Origin of the sequence: Shewanella algicola, from assembly GCF_014648035.1 — a bacterium.
GTDB lineage: Bacteria > Pseudomonadota > Gammaproteobacteria > Enterobacterales > Shewanellaceae > Shewanella > Shewanella algicola.
In genome coordinates this window covers 19046-43876 of sequence record NZ_BMQI01000035.1, presented here as the reverse complement: position 1 = coordinate 43876, position 24831 = coordinate 19046, and the positions used below count along the sequence as shown (strand labels likewise).

Below are 24831 nucleotides of genomic sequence, written 5' to 3'. Positions count from 1 at the left end.
AAGTGTCTTTGCCTAGACGCTTACGGAACAACAACATGAAAGCCATCGGATATAAGCAGTCTCTACCTATCAATAACCCAGAATCATTAATCGACATTACTCTAGCGCAGCCTATTGCAACTGGTCGTGATTTATTAATTAAAGTCGCAGCCATTGCAGTTAACCCTGCTGATTACAAAGTGCGTTTAAACATGCCACCTGCTGAGGGTGAAGTTAAAGTGATTGGTTGGGATGCAGTAGGCGAAGTGATTGCGGCCGGTGACAAAGTGAGCCAATTTAAACCAGGTGATCTTGTATATTATGCGGGCGATATTACCCGTTCAGGTAGCAATGCTGAATATCAATTGGTTGATGAGCGATTAGTGGGTTTTAAGCCAAAAAGCTTATCAAATGCAGAAGCCGCCGCTTTACCATTAACAGCCATTACCGCATGGGAATTATTGTTTGAACATTTAACCATTAAGCAGCAGAGCCCAACTTCAGTAGAAAAATCAAATGAAGTGATTTTAGTGGTTGGCGCTGCGGGTGGTGTGGGTTCTGTTTTTGTGCAAATTGCTAAAGCCATTACAGGTGCAACTATTATTGCAACGGCATCACGTGAAAGCTCAAGTGATTGGGTTAAAAAACTGGGCGCTGATTATGTTGTTGACCACACTAAGCCACTGACTGGGCAAATCGAAGCATTAAACATTGGTCCTGTAACGCATGTAGCTAGCTTAAATAGTACCGATGCTTACTTTGAAAGTTACACAGAAGTGTTAGCGCCATTTGGCAAGATTGCCATGATTGATGATCCAGAAGCGCTTGATGTGACTAAACTGAAGTTAAAGAGCTTGTCATTGCACTGGGAGTTCATGTTTGCTCGCTCAATGTTTAATGCAGCAGATATGCAAGAGCAAAGCCGTTTACTAAACCGTGTGGCTGATTTAGTTGACCAGGGTTATATTCAAACGACTTTAGGCCAACACATGGGCGAAATTAATGCCGCTAACTTACGTGCAGCTCATGAGGCATTAGAAGCTGGCCGTTCTATTGGCAAAATTGTACTCGAAGGTTTTTAATTTTAAGTCATATAAAGTATAAATATATCAATATTATAAAAATATCAATTAGACTCAAAATAGAGGATCCAAGATGTCACAATTAACGATTGTTGCCAATATTAAAGCGAAAGCGGACAAAATCGAGTTAGTGAAAGCTGAATTACTTAAACTGGTTGAAGCCACGCGCGCTGAAGAAGGTTGCATTAACTACGACCTACACCAAGATAATGCTAACCCAGCTCATTTTATGTTTTATGAAAACTGGCAGAGCCGTGAGTTATGGCAAGCACATATGGGTAACCAGCATATTGCTGAGTACGCCGCCGCTGTTGAAGGTGCTGTTGTAGAGTTTGTATTACATGAAATGACCATTATTGCGTAGTGTTTACCGTTGCTACAATTAACATAAAAAGCAGATCATAATCATGATCTGCTTTTTGTGTTGTAAAGTTAATGCTTGGTTGGACACTCAACCAATGTAACTGATATAACAGGTATATTTATCCCTAATTTAGATTGTTTAGTGTAAAGCGTATGGAAGGGTAACAATGGAAATTAGATTTGCGCAACTGCAATGCAGCTCATCGAGCGTCACGATGAATATTGATGACTGGCGTATTGAGTCGCAACAATCTTGGGGGGTGTTTAGTACCGAAGGTGATGTGGGTGAAATGCTCGGCCAATTACTGACCCAATCAGCTGACGACAAAACCCTTGCGTATTCGGGGCAAATCACTGGGGCCGACCCATCACAAGTTGCATTTGTGTCATTGCAACAACAACAGCAATTGCTTGAAGATATTTTAGAGCAGGATGACAGCGAATCTCTGGGGTATACCGACCCTAAAACCACTGTTTTTAGAGTTATTTATGATCAGTGCCATGATAACAATTTAAGCCATCAATTATTGCAACAGTTAGATTTAACCCACCTCAGTCAAAGCAGCTTTAGTCAATTATCTACCGGTGAAGGTCGCAGAGTCATGTTAGCCAGAGCTCTGGCGACAAAAGCGCCTTTTTTAGTATTAGATGAACCCTATGCAGGGCTTGATATTGAGCATCGAAGCACCTTGACCCCGTTTCTTGAGCAACTATCACACACCATGCAAATGTTGGTTGTGGTATCGCGCGAAGAAGATATGCCGCAGTGGATAGAGAAAATAGCCTTGTTTAACCAGGGTAAACTCGACAGTGTGATGAGCAAAGACCAATGGGTTAATCATCCAGTTATTCATCAATTAACCGCACAGTCTGGGCAGCAAAGTGAAGAGCTATTAGCACTTATTCGACGTCACCGTCACTGTGCCAAGTTTGCCGACCCGGTATTTGAACTGCATAACGGCCGAGTTGCTTACAGCGATAGAGTGATTTTTTCTGGGGTGAACTGGCGTATTGATAATGGTGTGCATTGGCAAGTAAAAGGGCCAAACGGTTGTGGTAAAAGTACCTTGTTAGGCCTTATTTTTGGCGATCACCCGCAGTGCTATAGCAACGATATCGATATCTTTGGTAAAAAACGAGGCTCGGGCGAAAGCATCTGGGAAATCAAACAACATATTGGCATGGTGTCGTCAGCGCTGCATATGCAGTATCGTGTTAACTGCAGTACCATTGATGTGATTGTGTCGGGCTTTTATGACTCGATTGGTTTGTATCAAAAGCCTACGCAACAGCAAGTGGCTATAGCAACCGAATGGTTAGCCATGTTACATATGGGGCATTTAGCTAAAACCGCATTTAAACAGTTAGAGTATGGCCAACAACGTTTATTGTTAATTGCGCGGGCAATTGTTAAGCAGCCAACATTATTGATCCTCGATGAACCCTACCAAGGCTTAGATTACTTAGGCCGCAGGCTGATTAAAAACTCACTTGAGCTTATTGCCAAAGAGCAGTTAACCCAATTGCTATATGTATCACACTATCAACAAGATAGCCTTGATAGCATTGAGCACTTTATTGAGTTTGTTGCCGATGATAGCCATCAAGGTTATCGGGCCGAGGTCTCTGGGCCAACGCTAAAATAAATCCTTATATATGCCATTTATTTTGCTGTACCGCTTAAGGGGCTGGCAATCTTGTGGGTAATTTTCATCCGCCAAGCTCGTTAGCCCTTCATTCGATTATTAAATAAAAATTGAAAATGTTTCAATTTTTATGATGTTTATGGCGATTTAAAATATCGGTATGATGACTTCAACAAAATATGGTTTGCCAAAGAGTTGGTGTCAGTGAACTCAGTGCAGCATCAACCCATCAATATTGGTAAATAAATATGTTACTCGATACGCCGATTTGTGACTTTGGCTGGAAAGCACCCGATTTCACTTTAAAAAATCCTAATGGTGATGCGTTTACCATGAGTGAACATTTGGGTGAAAAGGGTTTGTTGATTATGTTTATTTGTAATCATTGTCCTTATGTTAAAGCCATCGCATCGCGTTTGGCTAAAGACACCCAGCAATTGATGGCAGAAGGAATTAACGTGTTGGCTGTGATGTCGAATGACTATCAAACAGTTGACGCAGATTCGCCAGCTAATATGCTTCGCTTTGCCGAGCAACACGGTTTCTCATTTCCGTATTTGGTCGATGAAGACCAGCACGTCGGCAAGCAATATGGCGCAGTGTGTACCCCTGATTTTTTTGGTTTTAATCACCTTGGTGAGTTGCAATATCGTGGTCGCCTAGACGATGCACGTTTGGAAGATGATCCAAATCGTGAGCCTGAATTAGTCAATGCGATGCAGATGATTGCAGCCATTAATAAAGGCCCGAAACAGCAAACGGCCAGCATGGGCTGTTCAATTAAATGGCGTTAAAGCTGTTTACCGCATTGAAAAAGCAAACCTAAGCACCATATAGCTGTAATCACAAAATAGCGCTGATTAAACGGTGCTATCGAATACCGATTTTTTAACCATACAGCTCAGACTCGTTTGAATTGTATTATCCAGATTTTGCAAATTATCAGCACTCAATTGCTGAGCAGATAATGAGCATAAAAATTTATCGATAATCCAGTTGATATCGATATCTAAACATTATTAGTTGTTTAACATTTTTACGGAGCATCACATGACCCACGCTATTATTTCTGATTTAGAAAAACGTTACACAGCAAAACGCTACGATGCGACTAAGCGCGTATCAGCTGAAGACTTAGCCGTTATTTATGATGCAATGGTGTTATCACCTTCATCAATTAACTCTCAACCATGGAAGTTTATCGTGATTGAAAGTGATGAAGCCAAGCAACGTTTGCATGACTCTTTTGCTAACAAATTCCAGTTTAACCAACCACATGCTAAAGCGGCTTCGCACACAGTATTGTTTGCTTATAACCCTAAGTATACTCGTGACGATTACGCCAAAGTGGTAGATCAGGGCATTACTGATGGCCGTACTAAGCCAGAAGATCGTGAAGGTGCATTTGGCGCGTTTGCGTTTGTGGATTTAAACACAGACGAAGCGGGTAATAACGCAGCTTGGACTAAGTCACAAACTTATTTAGCACTGGGTAACACCATGCACACACTTGCACGTCTAGGTATCGACTCTACTCCAATGGAAGGTGTTGACAGCGAAATGCTTGGTCAAATCTTTGCTAAAGAGCTTGATGGTTTTGTATGTGATGTGGCATTAGCTTTTGGTTACCATCATTCAGATGAAGACTACAATGCTAAACTACCTAAGTCTCGCTTAGCGGCTGAGCAAGTATTGCAAGTATTGTAATGGCTTAATCGTTGTAAAACGGTACAATCCCCATAAAAAGAGGCATAAGATTCAATCTTATGCCTCTTTTTTATGCTCGGGTTATTTGGTATTGATTATCAGAGTTTAACGCAAACAATGGCCGCGATTAAGGCTAATGAGCTTATCGAGAATACGTTCGCCATCCATTCTAATGCCGTTGTGCTCATACTCTGAAGTGAGCCAATATTTAAGATTACCCACCTGTTTGGCTGTTTCTAGGCTGTATTGCATTTCAACATACATATCTTCACTATAAATGGCTGCCGCCACCGGAACCTTATTCGCGGACAGTGTTTCAAGGTTATACAAATTTGGCCAATCTTTTTTCGCGGCGATTAAATCTGCTGCTTGCTGTAAAGGCTCAAGTTGTTCAAATTGTGCAAACATCCACGGATATATCATTTCGCCAGTAAATAATAATGCTTTATCTGGTCGATAGTTAAATTGGCTTAACTCGGCTCTGACTCTATGCGCTGCCCAGGCTGAAGCGTGTTGCTGGCAGTAAATTGACTCATGCATTAAGGCAAAAATGGGGTTGGTGTTGTAATCAAGAAACTGGTTAAATTGATGTAAAAATAATGGGTTTACATCAATACCATGGGGCGTGTCTATTAAGGCCTGTTCCAGCAAATAATAAACAGCTTCTGGCCCTTGCTCCATACCTAAATTAATGCCAAGGAGCTGGAGTTTTTCAACGGTGAGTAATTCGCCTGTCGCTAAATACACTTTATTGTCGAAAATATATTTGGCCAAATTGTCGACTAAGCTGCGCGCATCTTTAAAGCGAGTAAAAAAGTCATTATTTTTGGCAATCACGCGCTGATAAGTCGCTCGATACACCTCATCTGCCGTGCGGGTTAATGATGGAATACCGCCAGTAATATAAGCTTCTTTTAAGCCTTCTGGCGCGGCAGATAAATAATGCAATACACAAAATCCACCAAAGCTTTGGCCTAAAATACTCCATGGCTCGCCGGGTGACAGCTTAGTGCGAATATACTCGGCATCGCGAATAATATTGTCAGCACGAAAGTGAGTTAAATAATCAGCTTGGTCTGTGGCGCTCATGTAACTTAAGCTGGTGGCATTGACTGGTGTTGATAACCCCGTGCCACGTTGATCAAGCAATAATACTCGGTACTCGGTTAACGCCCGTTTAATCCAACCACTATTGCTCACAGGCCTTACGGCCGCAAAGCCCGGACCGCCTTGAAAAAACACTAAATAAGGTAGTTGCTTATGTTGATTTTCAACGCTAACAATTTCTCTCACAAAGACGGTAATTTGCTTACTGGGGCTTTGTTGATAATCGAGCGGTACCGAGAAAAAATGTTTACGAACTTTGATGTCTGATAAGGTGTTATCAATGTGCATATATCGCCTACTGAGTCTTTGCGGGTTGCAATCGCATTTTTTTATTACTTATATTGTACATCAACAATGCAAAGCTTGATGGGTATCACATTAAAAAGCTATCTAGATCAACACTGCCTAGGTAAAATTAACTGATAATCAACATATGATCATAAGCGCGAGGTTGTCGATGAAGTATCAAATCATCCCTGTCACCCCTTTTCAACAAAATTGCAGTGTTATTTGGTGTGAAAAAACCTTAAAAGCAGCGGTGGTTGACCCCGGTGGCGATATAGAACGTATTTTGGCTGAAGTGACCAAATTGGGTTTAACAGTGGAGAAAATTTTACTGACTCACGGCCATATTGATCATGTTGGTGGCGCTGCCAGTTTAGCGGCTAATTTATCGGTGCCCATTATTGGCCCGCATGAGGCAGATAAATTTTGGTTAGAAAACTTAGTGAAGCAGAGCCAAAATTTCGGTTTTCCGCGTACAGAAGCATTTGAACCCACGCAGTATCTCAAAGAAGGTGATGAGGTGAGCGTTGGTGAGCAAACCTTAAGTGTATTGCATTGCCCAGGCCATACTCCGGGCCATATTGTGTTTTACAACGCCAGTTCAAATTTAGCCTGGGTGGGCGATGTGTTGTTTCGTGGCTCCATTGGTCGTACTGATTTTCCGCAGTCTAATCACCAGGACTTATTACATTCTATTACCACTAAACTATGGCCATTAGGGAAAAATGTGAACTTTATTCCCGGTCACGGACCTATGTCGACTTTTGAGGATGAACGCCAGCATAATCCGTTTGTTGCTGACCAGTTATTTGACTAAAAATTATCTATTTGTAAGCCATTCATAAAATTACGACATAAATTGAAACCATTGATTATTTGCATTGTAAAGGCAGTCTGTTAGCTTAGAAGGCTGCGTTTATTATGATGGACAGTTTTCATGGTTCAACACCTTGTTGATTTACTCGATACCTGGTTACCTACTTATCAAGAAGACTGGGTTGTAGCAGTGTTAACTCAAGTGCAAGGGTCTTCTTATCGTAAACCCGGCGCTATCATGTTATTTCACCCTATGGGTAAAAGCTTAGGCATGTTAAGTGGCGGTTGCCTTGAGGCCGATCTTCGTCGCCATGCCCAGCGTGCAATCCAAACCCAGCAAGTTTTGCAATTAACTTACGATGCCACAGATGAGTCTGATACCAGTTATCAACTTGGTTGTGGTGGTATCGTCAACATTATGATGGTGTCGCTCAATAAGGCGAACAATTACTTAGGGTTAGTGAACGTTCACGATGCATTAATGCGCGGTGATAGCGGCTTATATCAGCTTAATATTGCCGATGATGGCGCGCCGAGCAATGCGGTTTCTGGTAAGTTCATTGAACAAAATCAAGATGGCCAGATTACGGTTACCCTGAATACCAAAACTAAAAAAGTGATTGAGCAAGATACGACGCTATTAAATATTCCACTTCGTCCTCCGGTGCACATTGGTATTTTTGGTGGCGGTTTAGACGCGAAACCTATTGCACAAATGGCCCAAACCATGGGTTGGAAAGTCACTGTTTTTGATGAGCGTACCGCTTATGCTCGCACTTATGACTTTCCCGGTTGCCAAATTATTAAGCACCCGTGCCCAAGTGTCTCTTCTGACTTACTCAATACTTTAGATGCGGCATTTGTGATGAGCCATAATTTGCAAATAGATGCTAAAACATTGGCCACTTTGCAACCTTTGTCATTAGCGTATATCTCGTTATTAGGCCCAGTGCATCGCCGTGACAAAGTGCTTGAATTAGCCCAATTAAGTCTAGATGATTTTAATGGCTATTTCTCAGCACCTGCAGGTTTAGCGTTAGGTGGTGAGCTACCGGGCTCTGTAGCATTGAGTATTTTATCTCAGTGTCATGGCGTGCTGTATCACAGCAAATTAACCAGCCTTGATAGTGTGATGTTATAACCATGACAGCGCAATTAACGGCCAATATTACCACGGTTATTTTGGCTGCAGGTGCCAGTAGTCGCTTTAATGGTTGTAAAATTACCGCCCCAATTCAGGGCGGGCAAAGCCTTTTAGCGCATAGCATTGCAATACTCAAAAAGGTGACTCAAACTGCCAATATCGCCCCTGCAGCAGTGGTGTTAGGCGCGCATATTAATGATGATATTCTGTCGATGACTGAAGGTTTGCCGAGGATAATCAATCCACATTGGCAAACTGGGTTATCGAGTTCTGTAAAACAGGCTGTGGCTTATGCAATTGACGCTAAAGCGGATGCGTTATTGTTGGTATTAGCCGATCAAGTCGCCATCACTGCAAATGAGTATTTGAGTTTAATAGAGGCTTTTTTGCATAACAGGCAAACCTGCTGCAGTTTTTACCTGCAAGATGTGGGTGTGCCTGCCATTTTTTTAGCGGATGATTTTAGCGCGCTAATGTCGATAGAAGGCGATAAAGGCGCTAAAAGCGTGTTAAAGCAACATGCAAAAAATAATAATGTCACTATATTGCCTATCGATAATGCCGCCCGCGATATTGATACCCCTGCCGATTTAGCTCATTGGCTAAATCAACCATAATCCGCTGAACTTAACTTAAGCCAGTTCAGCTAAGTTTAATCGAATTCAAGTAACGTGATGTAGCTGCAAGTCATTGCGACGAGACTGCAATAATTTATATCAGTATACCGTCTGCCCTAATTAAGGAGTGATTATGACAACCTCAACACAAAAACTACTGGTCAACGGTAAGGACTTTACCCTTGATGCCGACCCCAACATGCCGGTGTTATGGGCATTGCGTGACATCCTAGGTTTTACTGGGACCAAGTTTGGTTGCGGCGCGGGCTTATGTGGTGCGTGTACTATTCATGTGGATGGCAGCCCCATGCGCGGCTGTTTAACCAGTCTAAAGCAAGTGCAGGGTAAACAAGTCACTACGATTGAAGGTCTTGAAGCACAAAAACTTAAGCAAGCCTGGTTAGAACACAACGTGCCTCAATGTGGTTATTGTCAGGCAGGACAATTAATGTCTGCTGCTGCACTATTAAAAACCACAGCAAAACCAACCGATGCACAAATAGATGATGCCATGTCGGGCAACATATGCCGCTGTGGAACCTATCCGCGCATCAAAGCGGCAATCAAATCAGTATCGGAGGCTTAATCATGACGACATTTACCGCAGTTGAAAATATTAGCCGTCGTAATGTGCTTAAGTTATTTGGTGCAGTGGGTGGTGGTTTAGCCCTTGGTGGAACCAGTTTAGCTTGGAGTCCAATGGCGCTCGCCCAAGACAAACAAGCATTAATGAATTTATTTGTCGCCATAGGTGAAGACAACAAGGTTTACCTAACGTGCCATCGTTCTGAAATGGGCCAGGGTATTCGTACGGGTATTCCACAAGTATTAGCCGATGAGCTTGAAGCGGATTGGGGAAACGTCGTTGTGGTGCAAGGTTTAGCCGATAAGCGTTATGGCAGCCAAAATACCGACGGCAGTCGCAGTATTCGTAAGCATTATCAACGTATGCGTCAAATGGGCGCTACCGCCCGTACCATGTTAGAACAAGCCGCTGCACAGCAATGGAATGTCCCTGTCACTGAAGTGTTTGCTAAAGCACATAAAGTGCATCATAAAGACAGCAATAAAACACTCTCTTATGGTGATTTAGCGCTTGCAGCTTCAAAGCTTGCTATGCCTGACTTAGAAACGGTGAAGTTGAAACCTGAAAGTGAATTTATTCATATTGGTAAGTCACATACCATTGTCGACATGGACGCTATGCTCACAGGCAAAGCCAAGTATGGTTATGATATTAAGCTTGATGGCATGTTATACGCCAGTATTACTCGACCACCTGTTCTGGGGAGTGATGTTGTCACTCTGGATGACACTAAAGCGCGCAGCATTGCGGGTGTTGTCGATATTATTACCTTACCGGTGCCTAAAGGTGCGCCGTTATTTCAGCCACTTGGTGGCGTCGCTGTGATTGCCACCAACAGTTGGAGTGCGATTGAAGCGCGTAAAGCGTTGAAAATAACCTGGTCTGAGTCTATCAACGACAGTCACGACTCAGATGAGTACCTTAAAGGGCTTGTTGAGCGGGTTAATCAGCCAGGTAAGATTGTCCGCCAATTGGGTGCAACTGTTAACGACTGGCCAGCTGAAAATATGGTTAAGGCTGTGTACACCGTGCCTTATTTGACCCATGGCATGATGGAACCTCCCGTGGCAACGGCGAGTGTGACCAAAGATGGTTGTGAGTTATGGGCATCAAGCCAAACGCCGCAAAGCACTCAACAGAATGTAGCAGGTGCATTAGGGCTTAAAGAAGAACAAGTTAAGGTTAATGTAACCTTACTGGGTGGCGGCTTTGGACGTAAATCAAAGCCTGACTTTAGTGTTGAAGCCGCTATTTTATCGCAAAGACTTAATAAGCCGGTTAAGGTTTGTTGGAGCCGTGAAGACGAAATTCAAAATGGTTATTACCATGCGATTAGTGCGCAAATGTACCAGGCAAAAGTTGATGACAACAAGTTGCCCACGGCTTTACTTACGCGCACTGGATTTCCTGCGATTAGTTCAACCTTTGCTGAAGGAGTTGAATATCCGTCAGACGGAGAGCTAGATCTTGGTTTTCGCGATGTGCCATTAGCACTAGAGCATATTCAACTTGAAGCCGTTAAGGCCACTGCCCATACTCGTATTGGTTGGATGCGCTCAGTGTGTAATATTCAGCATGCATTTGGCATGGGCAGTTTTGTAGATGAACTTGCGGTCAATGCCAACAAACCCTGTATTGATATGTGGCGCCAATTATTAGGTAAACCACGTATCGAAAACTTTGAAAATAATCACTTTAAATACGCAAACTATGGTGAAGAGTTTGCGGATCATCCGGTTGATGTTGCTCGATACCTTAAGGTGTTAGATGCTCTAGAAGCTGCGCTGGCCAAAGCGCCTAAAGCGACTAAAAACCAGGGGTGGGGCATGGCGGTACACCGCAGTTTTGTGAGTTATGTGGCGGTAGCGACATTAGTTGAAGTGGTTGATAATCAGCTAAAAGTGATTAAATCTATCGCGGTAATGGACGCCGGCACTGTGGTGAATCCTGATCGCGTTCATTCGCAGTTAGAAGGTGCGGTGATTTTCGGGTTAAGCCTTGCGATGATGGGCGATATTAGCTTTAAAAATGGCAAAGTGGTGCAATCTAATTTTCATGATTATCCGCAGCTGCGTTTACCGCAATGCCCTGACATTGAAACGCATATTGTCTCGTCGACGGCCAAACCTGCTGGTGTCGGTGAGCCTGGGGTACCGCCTGTTGCGCCAAGTTTAACCAATGCCATTTTTGCCGCAACGGGTAAACGTTATCGTGACTTACCGTTAAATAAGGTGCTCGCGGTGTAGTGTTAACTGCCTTAGACAGTAAATTTACTGGATGTAGCACTTAAGTTTTACTAATTTAAGTCGATAAAAGTTAAGCCAAATGCCTAAGTGTATTCGCACTTAGGCATTTTTACTTTTTTTTGATTGGCTCAACAATGGAATCGACTCGCTCGGCTATACTGATATAGAGTTGAATCCCACAAATAGATTGATTTTCCAATAAAGTTTTCGTTTGCATTAAATTGCCTTAGGAAGCGTAAAGATGAAGCAAATCCAGTTTAGAAAAATTGACGCAATCATGATTAAATTCAGCCTTAACGGTAAATTTTGGATTGTGTGTTCAATGGTCGCGGCAATTACCTGTGTGATTGCATTACTTAACTACCAGCAAGCAAACGCTCTTATCGGGCAGGCATCACAAGCCAGAGTCAGCGCCAGTGTGCAAAGTTTTGCCGCTGTCGCCAACCAACAGAATTTACCCGCAGCTGAACTTCAGCAATTTGCCTCTGACAATCAATTACAATTAACCTCTCGTGAGAACACTGGCCGAGTAGGGGATACCGTCACCGCTGCTGCAAGAGTTGGTAATCAGTATTTGTCTTTAAATCAGAATGTAGCCCAGTGGGAGCAAGCTCCTTTGGGGGATGCGCAATTTATGCTGATCATCGCACTAGTGGGATTACTGCCGCTGTTTCAATTAAGCTATTGGATTTCGACCTCATTAGGCGGTGGACTGTGGGACATGTACATGGCCATTAAACGCTTAGCTGATGGGGATTTAAGTTTTAGGTTAAACTTTTTTGGTACCGATGATTTTAGTTTAATTGCCAAAGATATTGACCGCTGCGCTGATAACATGAGTGAAATGGTTAAGGCCATACGCGACAATGCGCAAACGTTAGCAACTGCGGCGAATGAGTTTAATCATCAGGCGGTGACAAATGATGAGCTAATAGATCAACAACATCACTTTTTAGATTCAGTGTCTCATGCAATGGAGCAAATGACCTCAGCTATTGCTGATGTGTCTCATCATGCGGGTGAAACCTCGTCATATACGCAAAATAATGCGCAGCAAATGAAGCAAAGTCAGCAAAAAATTGACGACGCGGTTAAGCGAATTAACTACCTATCTGAGCGCATAGGCGAAGCGTTTTCATCTGTAGAACAATTGTCTCTTGATGCCACTCAAATTAATGACGCTGTGACGACCATCGACAGTATTTCTGAACAAACTAATTTATTGGCATTAAATGCTGCCATTGAAGCGGCTCGCGCAGGTGAACAAGGCCGAGGCTTTGCCGTTGTTGCTGATGAGGTGAGAACCCTTGCTGGCCGCACGCAGGAAGCCACGGTGCAAATTCAAAAAATGATTGAAGGGCTGCAAAAGGGCTCTAAAAATTTAACCCATATTACCAACGTGATTGTTGAACAGGCCGATCAAGGCTGTGTGAGTATTAAAGGTGTGGGTGATGATATTAAACAAATGGCGGGTTCAATTGAATCGGTGTTTGATATGAGCAGTCAGATTGCTGCATCAGCCGAACAGCAGAGCACGTCGGCGAGTGATATTTCAGGGCAAATTAATCGTATTCGCCAACAATCAGAAACCATTAGAATCTCGGGTAAGCAGTCAACCGCATTAGCTAAAGAGCTTAATGACTCATCTAAAGGTCTCGCTGAAATTTTAAGCCAATATAAAATATAACTAACATGAAATAAATCATGCTGTTGTTTGGTCTATTATGATTGGTATGACTCAGAGAATGAAAGCTTAGTTTAATAAAGGAGTGTTGATGGCTGTTTTGTGTGTAAGTGGTGCTAAATTAAAGTCTAGTTTTAGAATATTGTTGGCTAGCGTAATCGGTTTGTTGTTTACGCTCAGCGCCAACGCGCAGCAAATTACTGTGCTCAATCAACAAGGCCAACCCGCAGCAGATTTAGTGGTGTACTTACAGCCGCATCATGATGCTAATCTTGTGGTTGATTTTGTGCCAGTAAAAGCTGAGGTTCATCAAAAAGATAAACAATTTTCACCTTATATTACTGTGGTGCAAAAAGGCCAAGAGGTTGCGTTTGTCAACGAAGATGACATCACTCACCATATCTATTCAGCCTTAGGCCCAAAGCGATTTTCATTTAAATTGCGTAATGAGCAAGCACAAGAGTTAATGTTGTTTGAAAAAGCAGGGCATGTGTCGATGGGATGTAATATTCATGACTGGATGTCAGGACATTTACTGGTGGTTGATTCGCCATTTTATGCTATCACTGACAGCCAAGGGCTGGTTGTGTTTAATTCACTGCCAGAGGATGACTTTACTGTGCAGGTATGGCATCCGCAATTAAAGCTCACCGACAACCAACAGTCACAAACATTTCATTTACCTCAAGAACAACCACTCACCATTACCTTAGAGGCAGAATTTGATAGTATCCCTAAACAACAAAGTTTAGATGAATTTGAATTCCTAGAGGGATATTAATATTGGTTTTGTTTAATCGTCTGCAGACACGGATTTTTGCGTTTTTTGTATTGGTTATTATTGCGGTACTGGCCCTGTCTTTTTGGCTTTCATATCAATCTAATCAACGGCTCGAACAACAATACGTTGCCAATCAACTTGAGGTAGCGAGTTTAGTGTTTGAGTCGCAATACGATAATCGTAATTATTATTTGGCGGCGTTTGCCTCTACCGCGGCAAAAGACTTTGGCTTAAAAGACATATTTATTGACGGTGACAACCGCAGTTTTTTGGTGGCGCTCAATAATCATCGTAGCCGAATTAATGCGTCACTCGCCATGGCGGTGTCCGGTGACGGTACGATAATAGGGCAGTTGGTTGCCTCGCAAGATGATTTGGGTCAAGAAGTGGTGGCGTTAGGTTCAGAGCAACATGCGCCTTTTCGTTACCAAATTGACACTGAGTTTGACCAAATCAGTCCGTTTTATTTGCTTGATGACAAGTTATATCAAATCAAGTTTTCGCCGCTGACCAGCGGTGGTAATAGCGTAATTGGTTGGGTGGGTTTTGGTTTTTTAATTGGCGATTCATTAGCTAACTCTTTGCAAAAACTCACCGGGTTGAACAGTGGCTTTATGTTAATTGAGCAAGACACCATTACTAATGTAGGTCATTCTGGCTTGGCAATAGAGCAACATGATACCCAACTAGTGACTCAATATATTGTTAAAGATCAGCTCGATAATGACTTCATTTTATGGAAGCAATTTTTAGGTGAGGTGGATAATAAATCATTACATGCCTACATGTTTAAATCGCGCTCTGATTTACTGGCCTCACTAGAGTCGCAATGGTTACAACAAGTGGCGGTGTTGCTGCTAATGCTGCCTGTATCATTATTATTGGCTTTTTGGATTTCGGGCACAATTACTCGGCCCATTAAGCAATTAATTGGCCAAGCGCGGTTTATTGCTAAAGGAAACTACCATTCGAATGTGAGTGTCGATTCGAGCGTTGAGTTACAGCAGCTAGCGAGTGAGTTTACCTCAATGCAACAGGCGATTGTGGCGCGTGAGCAAGCTATTGAGCATCAAGCCTTTCATGATCCCTTAACTAATTTAGCTAATCGAAACCAACTACACCGGGTGTGTAAACCTTGGATTGAGGCGGGTTCATCGATGGCGATATGCTTAATCAATATTCGCCGTATGACCGAGGTGAACGTCACGTTAGGTCATGTTGTGGGTGATGAAGTGATAAAAGAAGTGGCTAAGCGTTTGTGCCATATCAACCCTAACGCCTTGGCATGTCGTTTATCGGGTGATGAGTTTGTACTGGCTTTTAAAGAGTTTGAGCGCTCAACCTTTGACGCTTTTCTTGCCATGTTGCAAGTACAAATTGGTCAACACTATTGTTATAAAGATATCTCGCTGCATTTACAGTTTACCGCGGGAGTGAGCTTTTCTCAGCCTGGTGTTGATATTGTGACCTTATTAAGGCAAGCCGATACTGCGTTGCAGCATGCTAAAATGAACAAGCGCGATTATCAAATTTACGATGCTAATATCGATAAAAACAGTATTGAACGTTTTCAATTAATTAATGAACTGAAAGAAGCAATTGAACAAAATCAATTAGTGCTTTACTACCAACCTAAATTGAATTTAGCCCAGCAGAAAATTACCCATGTTGAAGCCTTAGTGCGCTGGATACATCCTAAACGCGGCATTATTCCGCCTGATACATTTATTCCTATTGCTGAAAAAACCATGCAAATGGATGCGCTCACTCGCTGGGTCATTACCGAGGCAATGGCGCAATATCATCGTTGGCAAACACAAAGCATCGATATGTGTATTGCGGTAAATATTTCAGCTGAGAACTTAAAAGACGAACAGTTTTGTTATTGGGTGATAAATACCTTGGCTGAACAAAACGTGCCCGTATCGGCAATGACCCTTGAAATCACCGAAGATGCGGTCGTGTCAGATCCTGAGCTTGCGATTAAACAGCTGACCTTATTACGTAACAATGGTTTGACCTTATCTATTGACGATTATGGAACGGGTTATTCATCATTAGCGCAATTAAAACAATTGCCTGTAGATGAACTTAAAATTGATAAGTCTTTTGTGCAAAAATTACTGCATACCGAGGCTGACCAGATCATTGTGCAATCAACCTTACAATTGGCGCATAACCTAGGACTTAAAGTCGTTGCAGAAGGTATTGAAGATAAAGAGACCTTGCAATGGCTCACTGAGCGCCATTGTGAAATGGGTCAAGGGTTTTATTTGTCTAGGCCATTACCAGAGCGGCAATTTAATGATTGGTTAAGCCAATCTGCTTATGTATAGGAGTGATGATTATCAACCGCTTAATAACTCGCAGCATCTGTTTATCGCTTTTAACCTTGCACATAAGCGTCGCGGCGATGGAATGGGGTGGTGTTGAGCATCATGTCAGTGGCGTACTTGATACCCGTATAAAGTATGCAGACAGTATCGATTCTTACCTTGATGGCGGATTGGGTAAGTTTGCTGCCAACAATGGCGGCCAAATTGCGTTGTCGCAACTTGGGCTGAATTACCAGGCTCAGTGGGGCGACGCTTGGTCTAGCCGTATTGTTGCGAACGGCTATATGGATGGTTTCAACAATGGCATTGGCTTAACTGAAGCCAGGGTGCGTTATCGCGATATTCCAAGCGAATCGGGTATTCGACTCGATGTCGAATTTGGCTTAATGTACCCCCAAATTTCATTAGAAAACGTCGCCACAGCATGGGCATCGCCTTACAGTTTAAGTTATTCGACAATGAACAGCTGGCTTGCTGAAGAGGTAAGGCACATCGGTTTGTCAACCACGGTAGAGTCTTTAGGCAAATACCGCCAATCAGCTCATGATTTTTCGGTAACAGCCGAAGCATTTATGTATAACGACACCACGGGTGCCATGCTCGCGTGGCATGGTTGGACGCAAAGTTCGCGGCAAACATTATTACAAGAAACCCTTCCCATCACCACCATACCGGCAATGCAACCTGGCGGTATGCTCGACGAGCAAGCAGCAAACTCAGACCCCTTTACTGAGCTCGATGATCATATTGGTGCTCATGTTGTAGCTAAGTGGACCTGGCGCGAAAAAGGCAGTGTCCAAGCCGGATATTACGACAATAACGCGGATACCTTAATTGTTAAGCAAGGCCAGTATGTGTGGTTAACTCAATTCGGTCATATTGGCGCCAAATGGCGTTTGCCCATGGGGATCAATTTAATCAGCCAGTATATGCAAGGCAATACCTTAATGACCAATACCGATGGCTGGCCCGTGGTCGATAATGACTTTCACTCTGGTTATATCATGCTTAGTAAGCGTTGGTCGCAGCACAGAGTCAGTCTACGAGTAGAAGATTTCTCGGTTACTGATAACGATGACACACCTGAAGATGATAACAACGAGGATGGGCAGTCGTTTACTATAGCTTATCAATATCAGCTTGATAGACCCTGGTTTATGCAGTTTGAATACAATGTGATTGATTCAACTAGGCCTGCAAGAAAGTATCTAAACCAACCAATCGATCTTGTTGAACAGCAATGGCAAGTGTCTAGCCGCTACTTTTTTTAAAGCCAATAAAAAATGCTACACCATTAATGGCGTAGCATTTTTTGTTGAACAAGTTTTAGCTAGACTGTCTAAGTCACAAGACTGCTTAACTTAATGTTGTCCAGATGGGCGCATGATCAGACGGTTTTTCAATGCCGCGTAAATCATAATCAACGTCAGATTCAACGAGGCGGGCAACCATAGGCTGAGTGACCAAAATCACGTCAATACGCAGTCCGCGGTTGTCATCAAAGCCTTTGCTGCGATAGTCAAACCATGAATAACGCTCAGTTCGACTTGGGTGTAAATGACGGAAACTGTCAATAAAGCCCCATTGTTGCAGACGCGCTAACCACTCACGTTCTTCTGGCTGAAAGCTGCATTTACCGGTTTTTAACCAACGCTTTGCATTGACATCGCCAATGCCGATATCTAAATCAGTGGGTGAAATATTAATATCACCAATAATCGCGATGTCTTCATCTGCTTGATGGTGCTTTTCTAAGTGCAGCATCAAATCTTGATAAAACTTACGTTTGGCTGGGTATTTCGTTTCATGGTTAATGTTTTCGCCTTGGGGGAAATAACCATTGAATACGGTTAATGTACGGCCATTATCTTGTTTGAACTGACCAATGATTAAACGGCGCTGAGCATCTTCTTCGTCGGTTTCAAAGCCTTTAATAATGTTTAAAGGCTCAGCCTTAGACAGCATAGCCACACCATAATGGGCTTTACCACCATGATAATGAACCTTATAACCCATGGCTTCAATGTCTGCCAATGGGAAGGCTTCGTCGTGCACTTTGGTTTCTTGCAGGCCAATAATGTCTGGCGAATGGCTGTCGATTAGCGCTTGCAATTGATGCAAGCGTGCGCGCAGACCGTTAATGTTAAATGAAACAATCTTCATTAAGGCAATACTCGTTTAAATGGCTTAACGATAACGCTTTTATAAACACCTGCAGCAATATACGGGTCAACGTCAGCCCAGGCTTGTGCGTCTTCTAAAGATGGGAAATCAGCAACCACCAATGAACCAGTAAAGCCTGCGTCACCTGGATTTTCGTTGTCAATGGTAGGGTGTGGCCCAGCCGTTAATAAGCGACCTTCATCAGCTAAAGCTTGTAAGCGAGCTAAATGGTCTGCGCGAACTGACATACGTTTTTCTAAGCTATTCTTTACGTCTTGAGATGAAATCATGTACCACATATTGACGGCTTCCTTATTGAAATACGAATTGATGATCACTGACCATCTTCAGGGTTAATTGGTTCTTCTTGCATATTTCTGTACAGATAAACAACGGTTATTACTGTATTAATTAAGGTGAGGGCAGTAAGGCCGAACACCTTGAAGTTTACCCAGGTTTCAAGCGGTAAACTAAAGGCAATATAAATATTTGCTAAACCACATAATACAAAAAAACTGACCCAATACCATGTGAGCTGAGTCCAGATTTTATCGCCTACTGTCATTTCTTTTCCGAGCATGCTTTTCAGCGCTGGTTTTCCCATGACTTGTGACACAATTAATCCAATCGCAAACAAGGCGTAGACGATAGTGACTTTCCATTTAATGAAGGCATCGTCATGAAAAAACAAGGTTAACGACCCAAATACTGTCACCATTGCAAAAGTGGCTAAATGCATCTTTTCAATGTGTTTATACAATAAGTAGGTGACAACTAATTGAATGGCCGTTGCCGCGATTAATACGCCCGTTGCGGTGTAAATATCGTAAAATTTATACACGGCAAAAAAGATCACTAAAGGTAAAAAATCTAACAGTTGCTTCATAAATATCTCAAACAAAAAAAGGTCGAAAATCGCACTAGCAAGGCGATCAACTAGGTAATGACGTTCGATTGTACATGAGGCTACAGCGTTTATGAACAGTAAGCACTAGGTGATTGGCAATTGAAGCAGGTTTTACCCTCGAATGTGATCCACTGATACGACTTGTAAGCAATGCAATATTTTTTAGCCGCACTAGAGAGGAGGAGGGAGAATAATATTTGAAGCGTTTATTATCCCGAGCTCAGGTTATTTAGGTATGATTATGTCATGGTCATAAAAAAAGGAGCAAACCTGTTGCTCCTTTTATTTGGTATATACCCAATCGACGTTAAGTTGCCGCTTTCATTGCGCGGGTAAACTCCGCTAGCTTAGCCAACAGTGTGGCTTCATCATGTTGATGCGCTTCAATAATTTTAACCACAGCAGACCCTGAAATAGCACCAGCAGCACCTGCGCTGATAGCGGCACGAACTTGTTCAGGCTCGGCAATGCCAAAGCCAAGTAATGGCGGTGGGGCATTAAACTCTGCAAGCTGAGCTAAAATATTTTCAATCGGTTGGCCTGCTTTTGACTCAGTACCTGTTACGCCTGCGCGCGACAATAAGTAGGTATAGCCTTCGCCACTGCCACTGACAAGTTTTAATGTGTCAGCGTCGGCATTAGGAGGCGCAATAAAAATAGGCGCAATACCGTGAGCTTTAGCTGCTTGACCAAAAGGTGCTGACTCTTCAACAGGCACGTCGGCAATAAGCACTGAATCAACGCCAACCGCTTGTGCTTTGGCATAAAATGCATCAATACCGTTAGCAAACACCAAGTTCGCGTACAGTAATAAGCCGATTGGTAAGTCTGGGTGTTGTGCGCGGATGTTAGCGATAAGCTCAAAACAATCATCAGGTTTAGTGCCTGCGGCTAAAGAGCGCAAATTGGCACCTTGAATGACTGGGCCGTCAGCGAGTGGGTCTGAAAACGGAAAGCCTAATTCAAGGGCATCGGCGCCATTATCAACCAAGGTTTGAATAATTTTTAACGATAGCTCAAGGTCTGGGTCGCCAATGGTCACAAACGGAACGAACGCGCCTTTTTGTTGGGCTTTAAGGGCTGCAAATGTTGCTTGATAACGGTTACTCATTGCCGCTCTCCTGTTGTTTGGCTTCTAGAATATCTGCCACGGTGAAAATATCTTTGTCACCACGTCCTGATAAGTTAACCACGAGGATGGTTTCTTTAGTGGCTTCTTTTGCCATACGAACGGCATACGCCAGTGCGTGGGCAGATTCTAATGCAGGAATAATCCCTTCACAGCGAGCCAGAGTTTGGAACATGTCTAGTGCTTCATCATCGGTGGCAGACTCGTAACGAGCACGGCCAATGGCATTCAAATGTGCATGCTGTGGTCCAACAGACGGGAAATCAAGCCCGGCAGACACTGAGTATGATTCTTCAATTTGGCCTGAAGTGTCTTGCATTAACGGTGACTTCATCCCAAAAAATATACCGGTTTTACCGTGTTTAAGCGGCGCGCCGTGCATTGGGGTGTCGATACCTTTACCTGCAGGTTCTACACCAATCAGCTCAACAGATGGCTCATCGATAAAGTCAGCAAACATACCAATGGCGTTTGAACCACCGCCAACACAGGCGATCACGGCATCAGGCAAGCGGCCTTCTTTTTCAAGCATTTGCTTTTTATGTTGGGAAGGGATGTGGACCCGCGGCGGTGCCTAATAAGTAATGCGCTTTGTCGTAGCTTGCTGACCAGTCGCGCATGGCTTCGTTACAGGCATCTTTTAGGGTTGATGAGCCAGAGGTGACTGGAATAACTTCAGCGCCCATTAGTTTCATGCGGAACACATTTGGCGACTGGCGTTCAATGTCTTTTGCGCCCATATAGACTTTACATTTTAAACCTAAAAGCGCGCAGGCTAGGGCGGTTGCTACACCATGTTGGCCAGCGCCTGTTTCGGCAATAATTTCTTTTTTACCCATGCGTTTAGCCAATAATGCCTGGCCTAATACCTGGTTTGTTTTGTGCGCGCCACCGTGGAGTAAGTCTTCACGCTTAAGGTAAATTTTTACCATTGGGTTCGGGCTTAAGTTACGGGTTAAGGTCAATGCTGTTGGGCGACCCGCATAGTTTTTCAGTAAGTCAGTAAATTCAGCCTGAAAGCTTTCATCTTGCTGCGCTTCAACAAAGGCGGTTTCAAGTTGCTTTAAGGCTGGCACTAGAATTTGCGGTACGTACATGCCGCCGTATTCGCCGAAATAAGGGTTAAGCTTGAGCTCGGTCATAAATGTTCCCTTCGAGTAATCGTGTTATCGCTAAAAATCGTGTCGTAATATACAAATTAGTTACGGCGTAATTGGGTAAATGCAGCAATCAGTTTTTGATGATCTTTATGACCAGGCGCTGATTCTACACCAGAGTTAATATCTACCCCATAAAAGCCTTGCTGACTGGCCTGATAAACATTGTCTGGGGTTAAACCGCCAGCCAACATGGCATCAGCCTTATTGTCGATGTCAGCTTGCCAATTAAAGGTTTGGCCTGTACCGCCAAATTGTTCGGCCGATTTGCTGTCATACAAATATCGGTCAGCACCTTTCGGTTTGTTAGCCACGGCACCTGTTTGATTGTCGATGGCAATGGCTTTCCAAATTTGTGTACTGAGCTGCTTTTGTGTCAACAATGCGCGCAGGGCATCAATTTCAAGTTCGGTTTCATTGCCGTGTAATTGCACAGCAAAAAGATTGAGTGTTTGCGCTAAAGTTGCAATGGTTTCAACCTGTTCGTTAACAAATACCCCGACCATATTAAGTGCGATGTGTTGTTGCTGCATTTGGGCAATGAGTTGGGCGGCTGTTTCTGCGCTGACGGCTCGTGGCGATTTAGGGTGGAAAATCAATCCACCAAAAACGGCACCCGCTTTAGCGACTGCAGCAATGTCATCAATACGGGTTAAGCCACAGACTTTATTGTTGCCATAAATAAGCTGACGGCAGGCAAGGTCGATATCGGCTTGTGCCATGATTGAACTGCCAACAAGGTAGCCATCCACTAACGGGTTAAGACGACGTGTTTGCTGGTGGTTATAAATGCCTGACTCGCTAATCACTACGCGATCCGCTGGGATTTGCGGCGCCAAAAGTTCGGTGGTGGCTAAATCAGTACTCAAGTCACGTAGGTTGCGATTGTTAATACCAATAATCGGCGCATTAAGATCAATCGCTCGCTGTAGCTCTGGCTCATTACTGACTTCCGTTAAGGTATCGAGTTGATACTTAGCGGCTTCGTCGGCCAACAGGCGATATTGAGCATCATCGAGCACCGAGAGCATTAATAAGATGGCATCAGCGCCTTGATGGGCCGCGAGCTTCACTTGATATGGGTCGACAAAGAAATCTTTACAGATGATAGGTTGAGTCACTCGAGCGCGTACCCGAGGAATGTAATCCATGTCGCCCTGGAAAAATTCTTCGTCTGTTAACACCGAAATACCCGCAGCATAATGATTGTAAATATCGGCAATGGCTTCGACGTTAAAATCTGGGCGGATAAGTCCTTTAGACGGACTGGCTTTTTTACATTCTAAAATAAATTGTGCATTAGGCGCTTTAAGCGCCGAGTATAAACTGCGATCAGATATCTTAGGCTGCAAACTGGCTTCAGGAAAGCGCAGTTTAAGGGCTGCAATATGGGCAACTTTAGTATCAACAATGCGCGTTAATACATTACTTTCTGGGTTACTCATTGTTTTCTCCAGCTTGGCTAGCAGCGGCTAAATCGGTTAAAAGTGTGTAGGCTTTACCTGTGGCTAAGGTGGCTAACGCTAATTGTGTACCTTGCGCAACAGAGGCGCAAATACCGCTAACGTATAAGGCGCACCCGGCATTGATGGCAACCGCATCACGATGTGCGCTCTGGCCTTGTCCTTGTAAAATGGCTTGAGTGATCAGCGCATTGTCACTAGGCTCGCCGCCGGTTAACGCGGTGATATCCGCGCGCGTGACCCCAAGGTCTTCAGGGGTAAGCTGATAAGTACGTACCACGCCGTCTTTTAGTTCTGCGACATGGGTAATGCCGTGCAGTGCCACTTCATCTAAGCCGCTACCGTACACAACCATGGCGCGTTTTACCCCAAGGGCATTGAGCACTTGTGCTATCGGCTCAATCAATTCGAGCGAATAAACCCCAAGTAGCATTGACTCAGGCTTGGCAGGGTTAATTAATGGCCCAAGTACATTAAAAATGGTACGGGTTTTGAGTGCCGCTCTAACCGGCACTGCATGTCTGACACCGCCGTGATAATGCGGCGCAAATAAAAAGCATAACCCTAGCTCATCTAAACATTGGCTTGCCGCTTCTGGTGCCATCGTGAGCGCGATACCACAATGGGATAATAAGTCAGATGAGCCTGATTTACTCGACACACTGCGGTTGCCGTGCTTGGCCACTTTAGCGCCAGCAGCGGCGGCCACAAAGGCTGCCGTGGTTGAGATATTAATGGTGTTATAACCATCGCCGCCTGTGCCGACAATATCGACAATCCCAGTTTCTATCGATGCTTTAGAGCGAGGGAACGCCTTAGCGGCGTGTCTTAAAGCATCTGCAGCACCAGTGATTTCGTCAATGGTTTCGCCGCGCATTTTAAGAGCTACTAACATTCCCGCCATGGTGGCCGGTTCCATTTCGCCCTCAATAATCGTACTAAACAGCTCGGCGGTTTGCTCACGGTTGAGGTGTTGCCCCTGGTAGAGTTGGTCGAATAAAGGTTGTAAGTTAGCCATTATGCGCCTCCAATAGCAGTATTGTCTTGGGTTAAATAAGCCAGTGTTTGCGTCAGCAATTGGCTACCTAGGGTAGTTAATATCGATTCTGGATGAAACTGAAATCCAACGGCTTGATGTTGAGGGTGTAATATTGCCATTGGCATGTCCTCGGTGGTGGCGATAACCTCTAGGCAATCAGGCACGCGAGTGGCCACTAAGCTGTGATAGCGGGCCACCGGCAGTGGCGATGGTAAGTTAGCAAATACACCCTGGCCATTATGAAATGTTGGGCTGGCTTTACCGTGTACGACAAATGGCGCGCGCTCAACTTTGCCGCCATAGTATTCCGCCATGGCTTGATGACCTAAACAAATGCCTAGCATAGGCACTTTGCCGGCAACCTTACCGATAAGCTCCATCATGCAGCCAGCTTCGTGTGGCGCGCCAGGCCCTGGTGATAGCACTAAGGCCGCTTTGCCAGTTTCGTTAATCAGTTTTTCAGCTAAATAGTCGGCGCTCACATCGTTACGATAAATCAATACTTCACAGCCTAAACTGCGGAATTGATCCACAAGGTTGTAGGTAAACGAGTCGAAGTTATCGAGTAGGTATAATTTCATTTTAGCGCTCGCT

At 43.8% G+C, this 24831-nt stretch carries 22 protein-coding genes and 1 pseudogene; 14 read left to right on the top strand and 9 right to left on the bottom strand.

Annotated elements, in window-relative coordinates; genetic code table 11:
* Window positions 1-35 precede the first annotated feature (35 nt).
* The 5 genes from IEY42_RS14895 (at window position 36) to IEY42_RS14875 (ending at window position 4777) form a co-directional block, all read left to right on the top strand.
* Window positions 36-1061: a zinc-binding alcohol dehydrogenase family protein gene (locus tag IEY42_RS14895; protein WP_188925979.1), complete on the top strand. Its 1026-nt coding sequence runs from the start codon at window positions 36-38 to the stop codon at window positions 1059-1061.
* 73 nt (window positions 1062-1134) lie between these two features.
* Window positions 1135-1425 carry a putative quinol monooxygenase gene (locus IEY42_RS14890; RefSeq protein ID WP_188925978.1) on the top strand — a complete coding sequence of 97 codons (291 nt, stop codon included), beginning with the start codon at window positions 1135-1137 and terminating at the stop codon, window positions 1423-1425.
* Between the two features lie 166 nt (window positions 1426-1591).
* Window positions 1592-3070 carry an ATP-binding cassette domain-containing protein gene (locus tag IEY42_RS22675; protein ID WP_188925977.1) on the top strand — a complete coding sequence of 493 codons (1479 nt, stop codon included), beginning with the start codon at window positions 1592-1594 and terminating at the stop codon, window positions 3068-3070.
* A gap of 248 nt (window positions 3071-3318) precedes the next feature.
* Window positions 3319-3864, top strand: a complete 546-nt coding sequence (locus IEY42_RS14880; RefSeq protein ID WP_188925976.1) for a thioredoxin family protein — start codon at window positions 3319-3321, stop codon at window positions 3862-3864.
* 256 nt (window positions 3865-4120) lie between these two features.
* Window positions 4121-4777, top strand: coding sequence for a nitroreductase family protein (locus IEY42_RS14875; RefSeq protein ID WP_188925975.1), 657 nt, complete (start codon window positions 4121-4123; stop codon window positions 4775-4777).
* Between the two features lie 105 nt (window positions 4778-4882).
* Here IEY42_RS14875 and IEY42_RS14870 read toward each other — a convergent pair whose 3' ends face one another.
* Window positions 4883-6172, bottom strand: coding sequence for an alpha/beta fold hydrolase (locus IEY42_RS14870; RefSeq protein WP_188925974.1), 1290 nt, complete (start codon window positions 6170-6172; stop codon window positions 4883-4885).
* Window positions 6173-6341: 169 nt separating this feature from the next.
* Here IEY42_RS14870 and IEY42_RS14865 point away from each other — a divergent pair, with 169 nt between their 5' ends.
* From IEY42_RS14865 to IEY42_RS14825, 9 genes are all read left to right on the top strand, one after another.
* Complete coding sequence (locus IEY42_RS14865; RefSeq protein ID WP_188925973.1) at window positions 6342-6986, top strand: MBL fold metallo-hydrolase; 645 nt, start codon at window positions 6342-6344, stop codon at window positions 6984-6986.
* Window positions 6987-7106: 120 nt separating this feature from the next.
* Window positions 7107-8126 (top strand): XdhC family protein, encoded by a 1020-nt coding sequence (locus IEY42_RS14860; protein WP_188925972.1) that lies wholly within the window; start codon window positions 7107-7109, stop codon window positions 8124-8126.
* Between the two features lie 2 nt (window positions 8127-8128).
* On the top strand, window positions 8129-8746 hold the full coding sequence (locus tag IEY42_RS14855) for a nucleotidyltransferase family protein (RefSeq protein ID WP_188925971.1): 618 nt from the start codon (window positions 8129-8131) through the stop codon (window positions 8744-8746).
* A gap of 133 nt (window positions 8747-8879) precedes the next feature.
* The gene (locus IEY42_RS14850; protein WP_188925970.1) at window positions 8880-9332 is read left to right on the top strand and encodes a (2Fe-2S)-binding protein; all 453 of its coding nucleotides are present in this window, start codon (window positions 8880-8882) and stop codon (window positions 9330-9332) included.
* Window positions 9333-9334: 2 nt separating this feature from the next.
* Window positions 9335-11578: a xanthine dehydrogenase family protein molybdopterin-binding subunit gene (locus tag IEY42_RS14845; RefSeq protein ID WP_188925969.1), complete on the top strand. Its 2244-nt coding sequence runs from the start codon at window positions 9335-9337 to the stop codon at window positions 11576-11578.
* 241 nt (window positions 11579-11819) lie between these two features.
* Window positions 11820-13265, top strand: a complete 1446-nt coding sequence (locus tag IEY42_RS14840; protein WP_188925968.1) for a methyl-accepting chemotaxis protein — start codon at window positions 11820-11822, stop codon at window positions 13263-13265.
* A gap of 88 nt (window positions 13266-13353) precedes the next feature.
* Window positions 13354-14043, top strand: coding sequence for a cupredoxin domain-containing protein (locus IEY42_RS14835; protein WP_229780086.1), 690 nt, complete (start codon window positions 13354-13356; stop codon window positions 14041-14043).
* 2 nt (window positions 14044-14045) lie between these two features.
* The gene (locus IEY42_RS14830; protein ID WP_188925967.1) at window positions 14046-16379 is read left to right on the top strand and encodes an EAL domain-containing protein; all 2334 of its coding nucleotides are present in this window, start codon (window positions 14046-14048) and stop codon (window positions 16377-16379) included.
* 5 nt (window positions 16380-16384) lie between these two features.
* On the top strand, window positions 16385-17650 hold the full coding sequence (locus tag IEY42_RS14825; RefSeq protein WP_229780084.1) for a hypothetical protein: 1266 nt from the start codon (window positions 16385-16387) through the stop codon (window positions 17648-17650).
* Window positions 17651-17735: 85 nt separating this feature from the next.
* Here the strand turns inward: IEY42_RS14825 and xthA are convergent, their stop codons facing one another.
* The 8 genes and pseudogenes from xthA to IEY42_RS14785 form a co-directional block, all read right to left on the bottom strand.
* The gene (gene xthA, locus IEY42_RS14820; protein ID WP_188925966.1) at window positions 17736-18542 is read right to left on the bottom strand and encodes an exodeoxyribonuclease III; all 807 of its coding nucleotides are present in this window, start codon (window positions 18540-18542) and stop codon (window positions 17736-17738) included.
* Window positions 18542-18841, bottom strand: a complete 300-nt coding sequence (locus IEY42_RS14815) for a YciI family protein (RefSeq protein WP_188925965.1) — start codon at window positions 18839-18841, stop codon at window positions 18542-18544. Before IEY42_RS14815 ends, xthA begins: the two co-directional genes overlap by 1 nt.
* Window positions 18842-18876: 35 nt before the next feature.
* Window positions 18877-19428 (bottom strand): septation protein A, encoded by a 552-nt coding sequence (locus IEY42_RS14810; RefSeq protein ID WP_188925964.1) that lies wholly within the window; start codon window positions 19426-19428, stop codon window positions 18877-18879.
* Between the two features lie 328 nt (window positions 19429-19756).
* A complete protein-coding gene (gene trpA, locus IEY42_RS14805; protein WP_188925963.1) occupies window positions 19757-20560 on the bottom strand; it encodes a tryptophan synthase subunit alpha in 804 nt (267 codons plus the stop codon).
* Window positions 20553-21720: pseudogene (gene trpB / locus IEY42_RS14800) on the bottom strand (tryptophan synthase subunit beta). Before trpB ends, trpA begins: the two are co-directional and overlap by 8 nt.
* Window positions 21721-21776: 56 nt before the next feature.
* Complete coding sequence (gene trpCF, locus IEY42_RS14795) at window positions 21777-23180, bottom strand: bifunctional indole-3-glycerol-phosphate synthase TrpC/phosphoribosylanthranilate isomerase TrpF (protein ID WP_188925962.1); 1404 nt, start codon at window positions 23178-23180, stop codon at window positions 21777-21779.
* Window positions 23173-24216 (bottom strand): anthranilate phosphoribosyltransferase, encoded by a 1044-nt coding sequence (gene trpD / locus IEY42_RS14790; protein ID WP_275974617.1) that lies wholly within the window; start codon window positions 24214-24216, stop codon window positions 23173-23175. Before trpD ends, trpCF begins: the two co-directional genes overlap by 8 nt.
* Window positions 24216-24818, bottom strand: coding sequence for an aminodeoxychorismate/anthranilate synthase component II (locus IEY42_RS14785; RefSeq protein WP_188925987.1), 603 nt, complete (start codon window positions 24816-24818; stop codon window positions 24216-24218). Before IEY42_RS14785 ends, trpD begins: the two co-directional genes overlap by 1 nt.
* Window positions 24819-24831: the final 13 nt, after the last annotated feature.

Excerpts from the sequence above, each read along its gene's own strand:
- IEY42_RS14890 (WP_188925978.1), top strand. The coding sequence starts at position 1,135 with ATGTCACAATTAACGATTGTTGCCAATATTAAAGCGAAAGCGGACAAA.
- IEY42_RS14870 (WP_188925974.1), bottom strand. The coding sequence starts at position 6,172 with ATGCACATTGATAACACCTTATCAGACATCAAAGTTCGTAAACATTTT.
- IEY42_RS14865 (WP_188925973.1), top strand. The coding sequence starts at position 6,342 with ATGAAGTATCAAATCATCCCTGTCACCCCTTTTCAACAAAATTGCAGT.
- IEY42_RS14875 (WP_188925975.1), top strand. The coding sequence starts at position 4,121 with ATGACCCACGCTATTATTTCTGATTTAGAAAAACGTTACACAGCAAAA.
- IEY42_RS14855 (WP_188925971.1), top strand. The coding sequence starts at position 8,129 with ATGACAGCGCAATTAACGGCCAATATTACCACGGTTATTTTGGCTGCA.
- IEY42_RS14845 (WP_188925969.1), top strand. The coding sequence starts at position 9,335 with ATGACGACATTTACCGCAGTTGAAAATATTAGCCGTCGTAATGTGCTT.
- trpD (WP_275974617.1), bottom strand. The coding sequence starts at position 24,216 with ATGGCTAACTTACAACCTTTATTCGACCAACTCTACCAGGGGCAACAC.
- trpCF (WP_188925962.1), bottom strand. The coding sequence starts at position 23,180 with ATGAGTAACCCAGAAAGTAATGTATTAACGCGCATTGTTGATACTAAA.
- xthA (WP_188925966.1), bottom strand. The coding sequence starts at position 18,542 with ATGAAGATTGTTTCATTTAACATTAACGGTCTGCGCGCACGCTTGCAT.
- IEY42_RS14840 (WP_188925968.1), top strand. The coding sequence starts at position 11,820 with ATGAAGCAAATCCAGTTTAGAAAAATTGACGCAATCATGATTAAATTC.
- IEY42_RS22675 (WP_188925977.1), top strand. The coding sequence starts at position 1,592 with ATGGAAATTAGATTTGCGCAACTGCAATGCAGCTCATCGAGCGTCACG.
- IEY42_RS14860 (WP_188925972.1), top strand. The coding sequence starts at position 7,107 with ATGGTTCAACACCTTGTTGATTTACTCGATACCTGGTTACCTACTTAT.
- IEY42_RS14835 (WP_229780086.1), top strand. The coding sequence starts at position 13,354 with ATGGCTGTTTTGTGTGTAAGTGGTGCTAAATTAAAGTCTAGTTTTAGA.
- IEY42_RS14825 (WP_229780084.1), top strand. The coding sequence starts at position 16,385 with ATGATTATCAACCGCTTAATAACTCGCAGCATCTGTTTATCGCTTTTA.
- IEY42_RS14785 (WP_188925987.1), bottom strand. The coding sequence starts at position 24,818 with ATGAAATTATACCTACTCGATAACTTCGACTCGTTTACCTACAACCTT.
- IEY42_RS14880 (WP_188925976.1), top strand. The coding sequence starts at position 3,319 with ATGTTACTCGATACGCCGATTTGTGACTTTGGCTGGAAAGCACCCGAT.
- IEY42_RS14810 (WP_188925964.1), bottom strand. The coding sequence starts at position 19,428 with ATGAAGCAACTGTTAGATTTTTTACCTTTAGTGATCTTTTTTGCCGTG.
- IEY42_RS14815 (WP_188925965.1), bottom strand. The coding sequence starts at position 18,841 with ATGTGGTACATGATTTCATCTCAAGACGTAAAGAATAGCTTAGAAAAA.
- trpA (WP_188925963.1), bottom strand. The coding sequence starts at position 20,560 with ATGAGTAACCGTTATCAAGCAACATTTGCAGCCCTTAAAGCCCAACAA.
- IEY42_RS14895 (WP_188925979.1), top strand. The coding sequence starts at position 36 with ATGAAAGCCATCGGATATAAGCAGTCTCTACCTATCAATAACCCAGAA.
- IEY42_RS14850 (WP_188925970.1), top strand. The coding sequence starts at position 8,880 with ATGACAACCTCAACACAAAAACTACTGGTCAACGGTAAGGACTTTACC.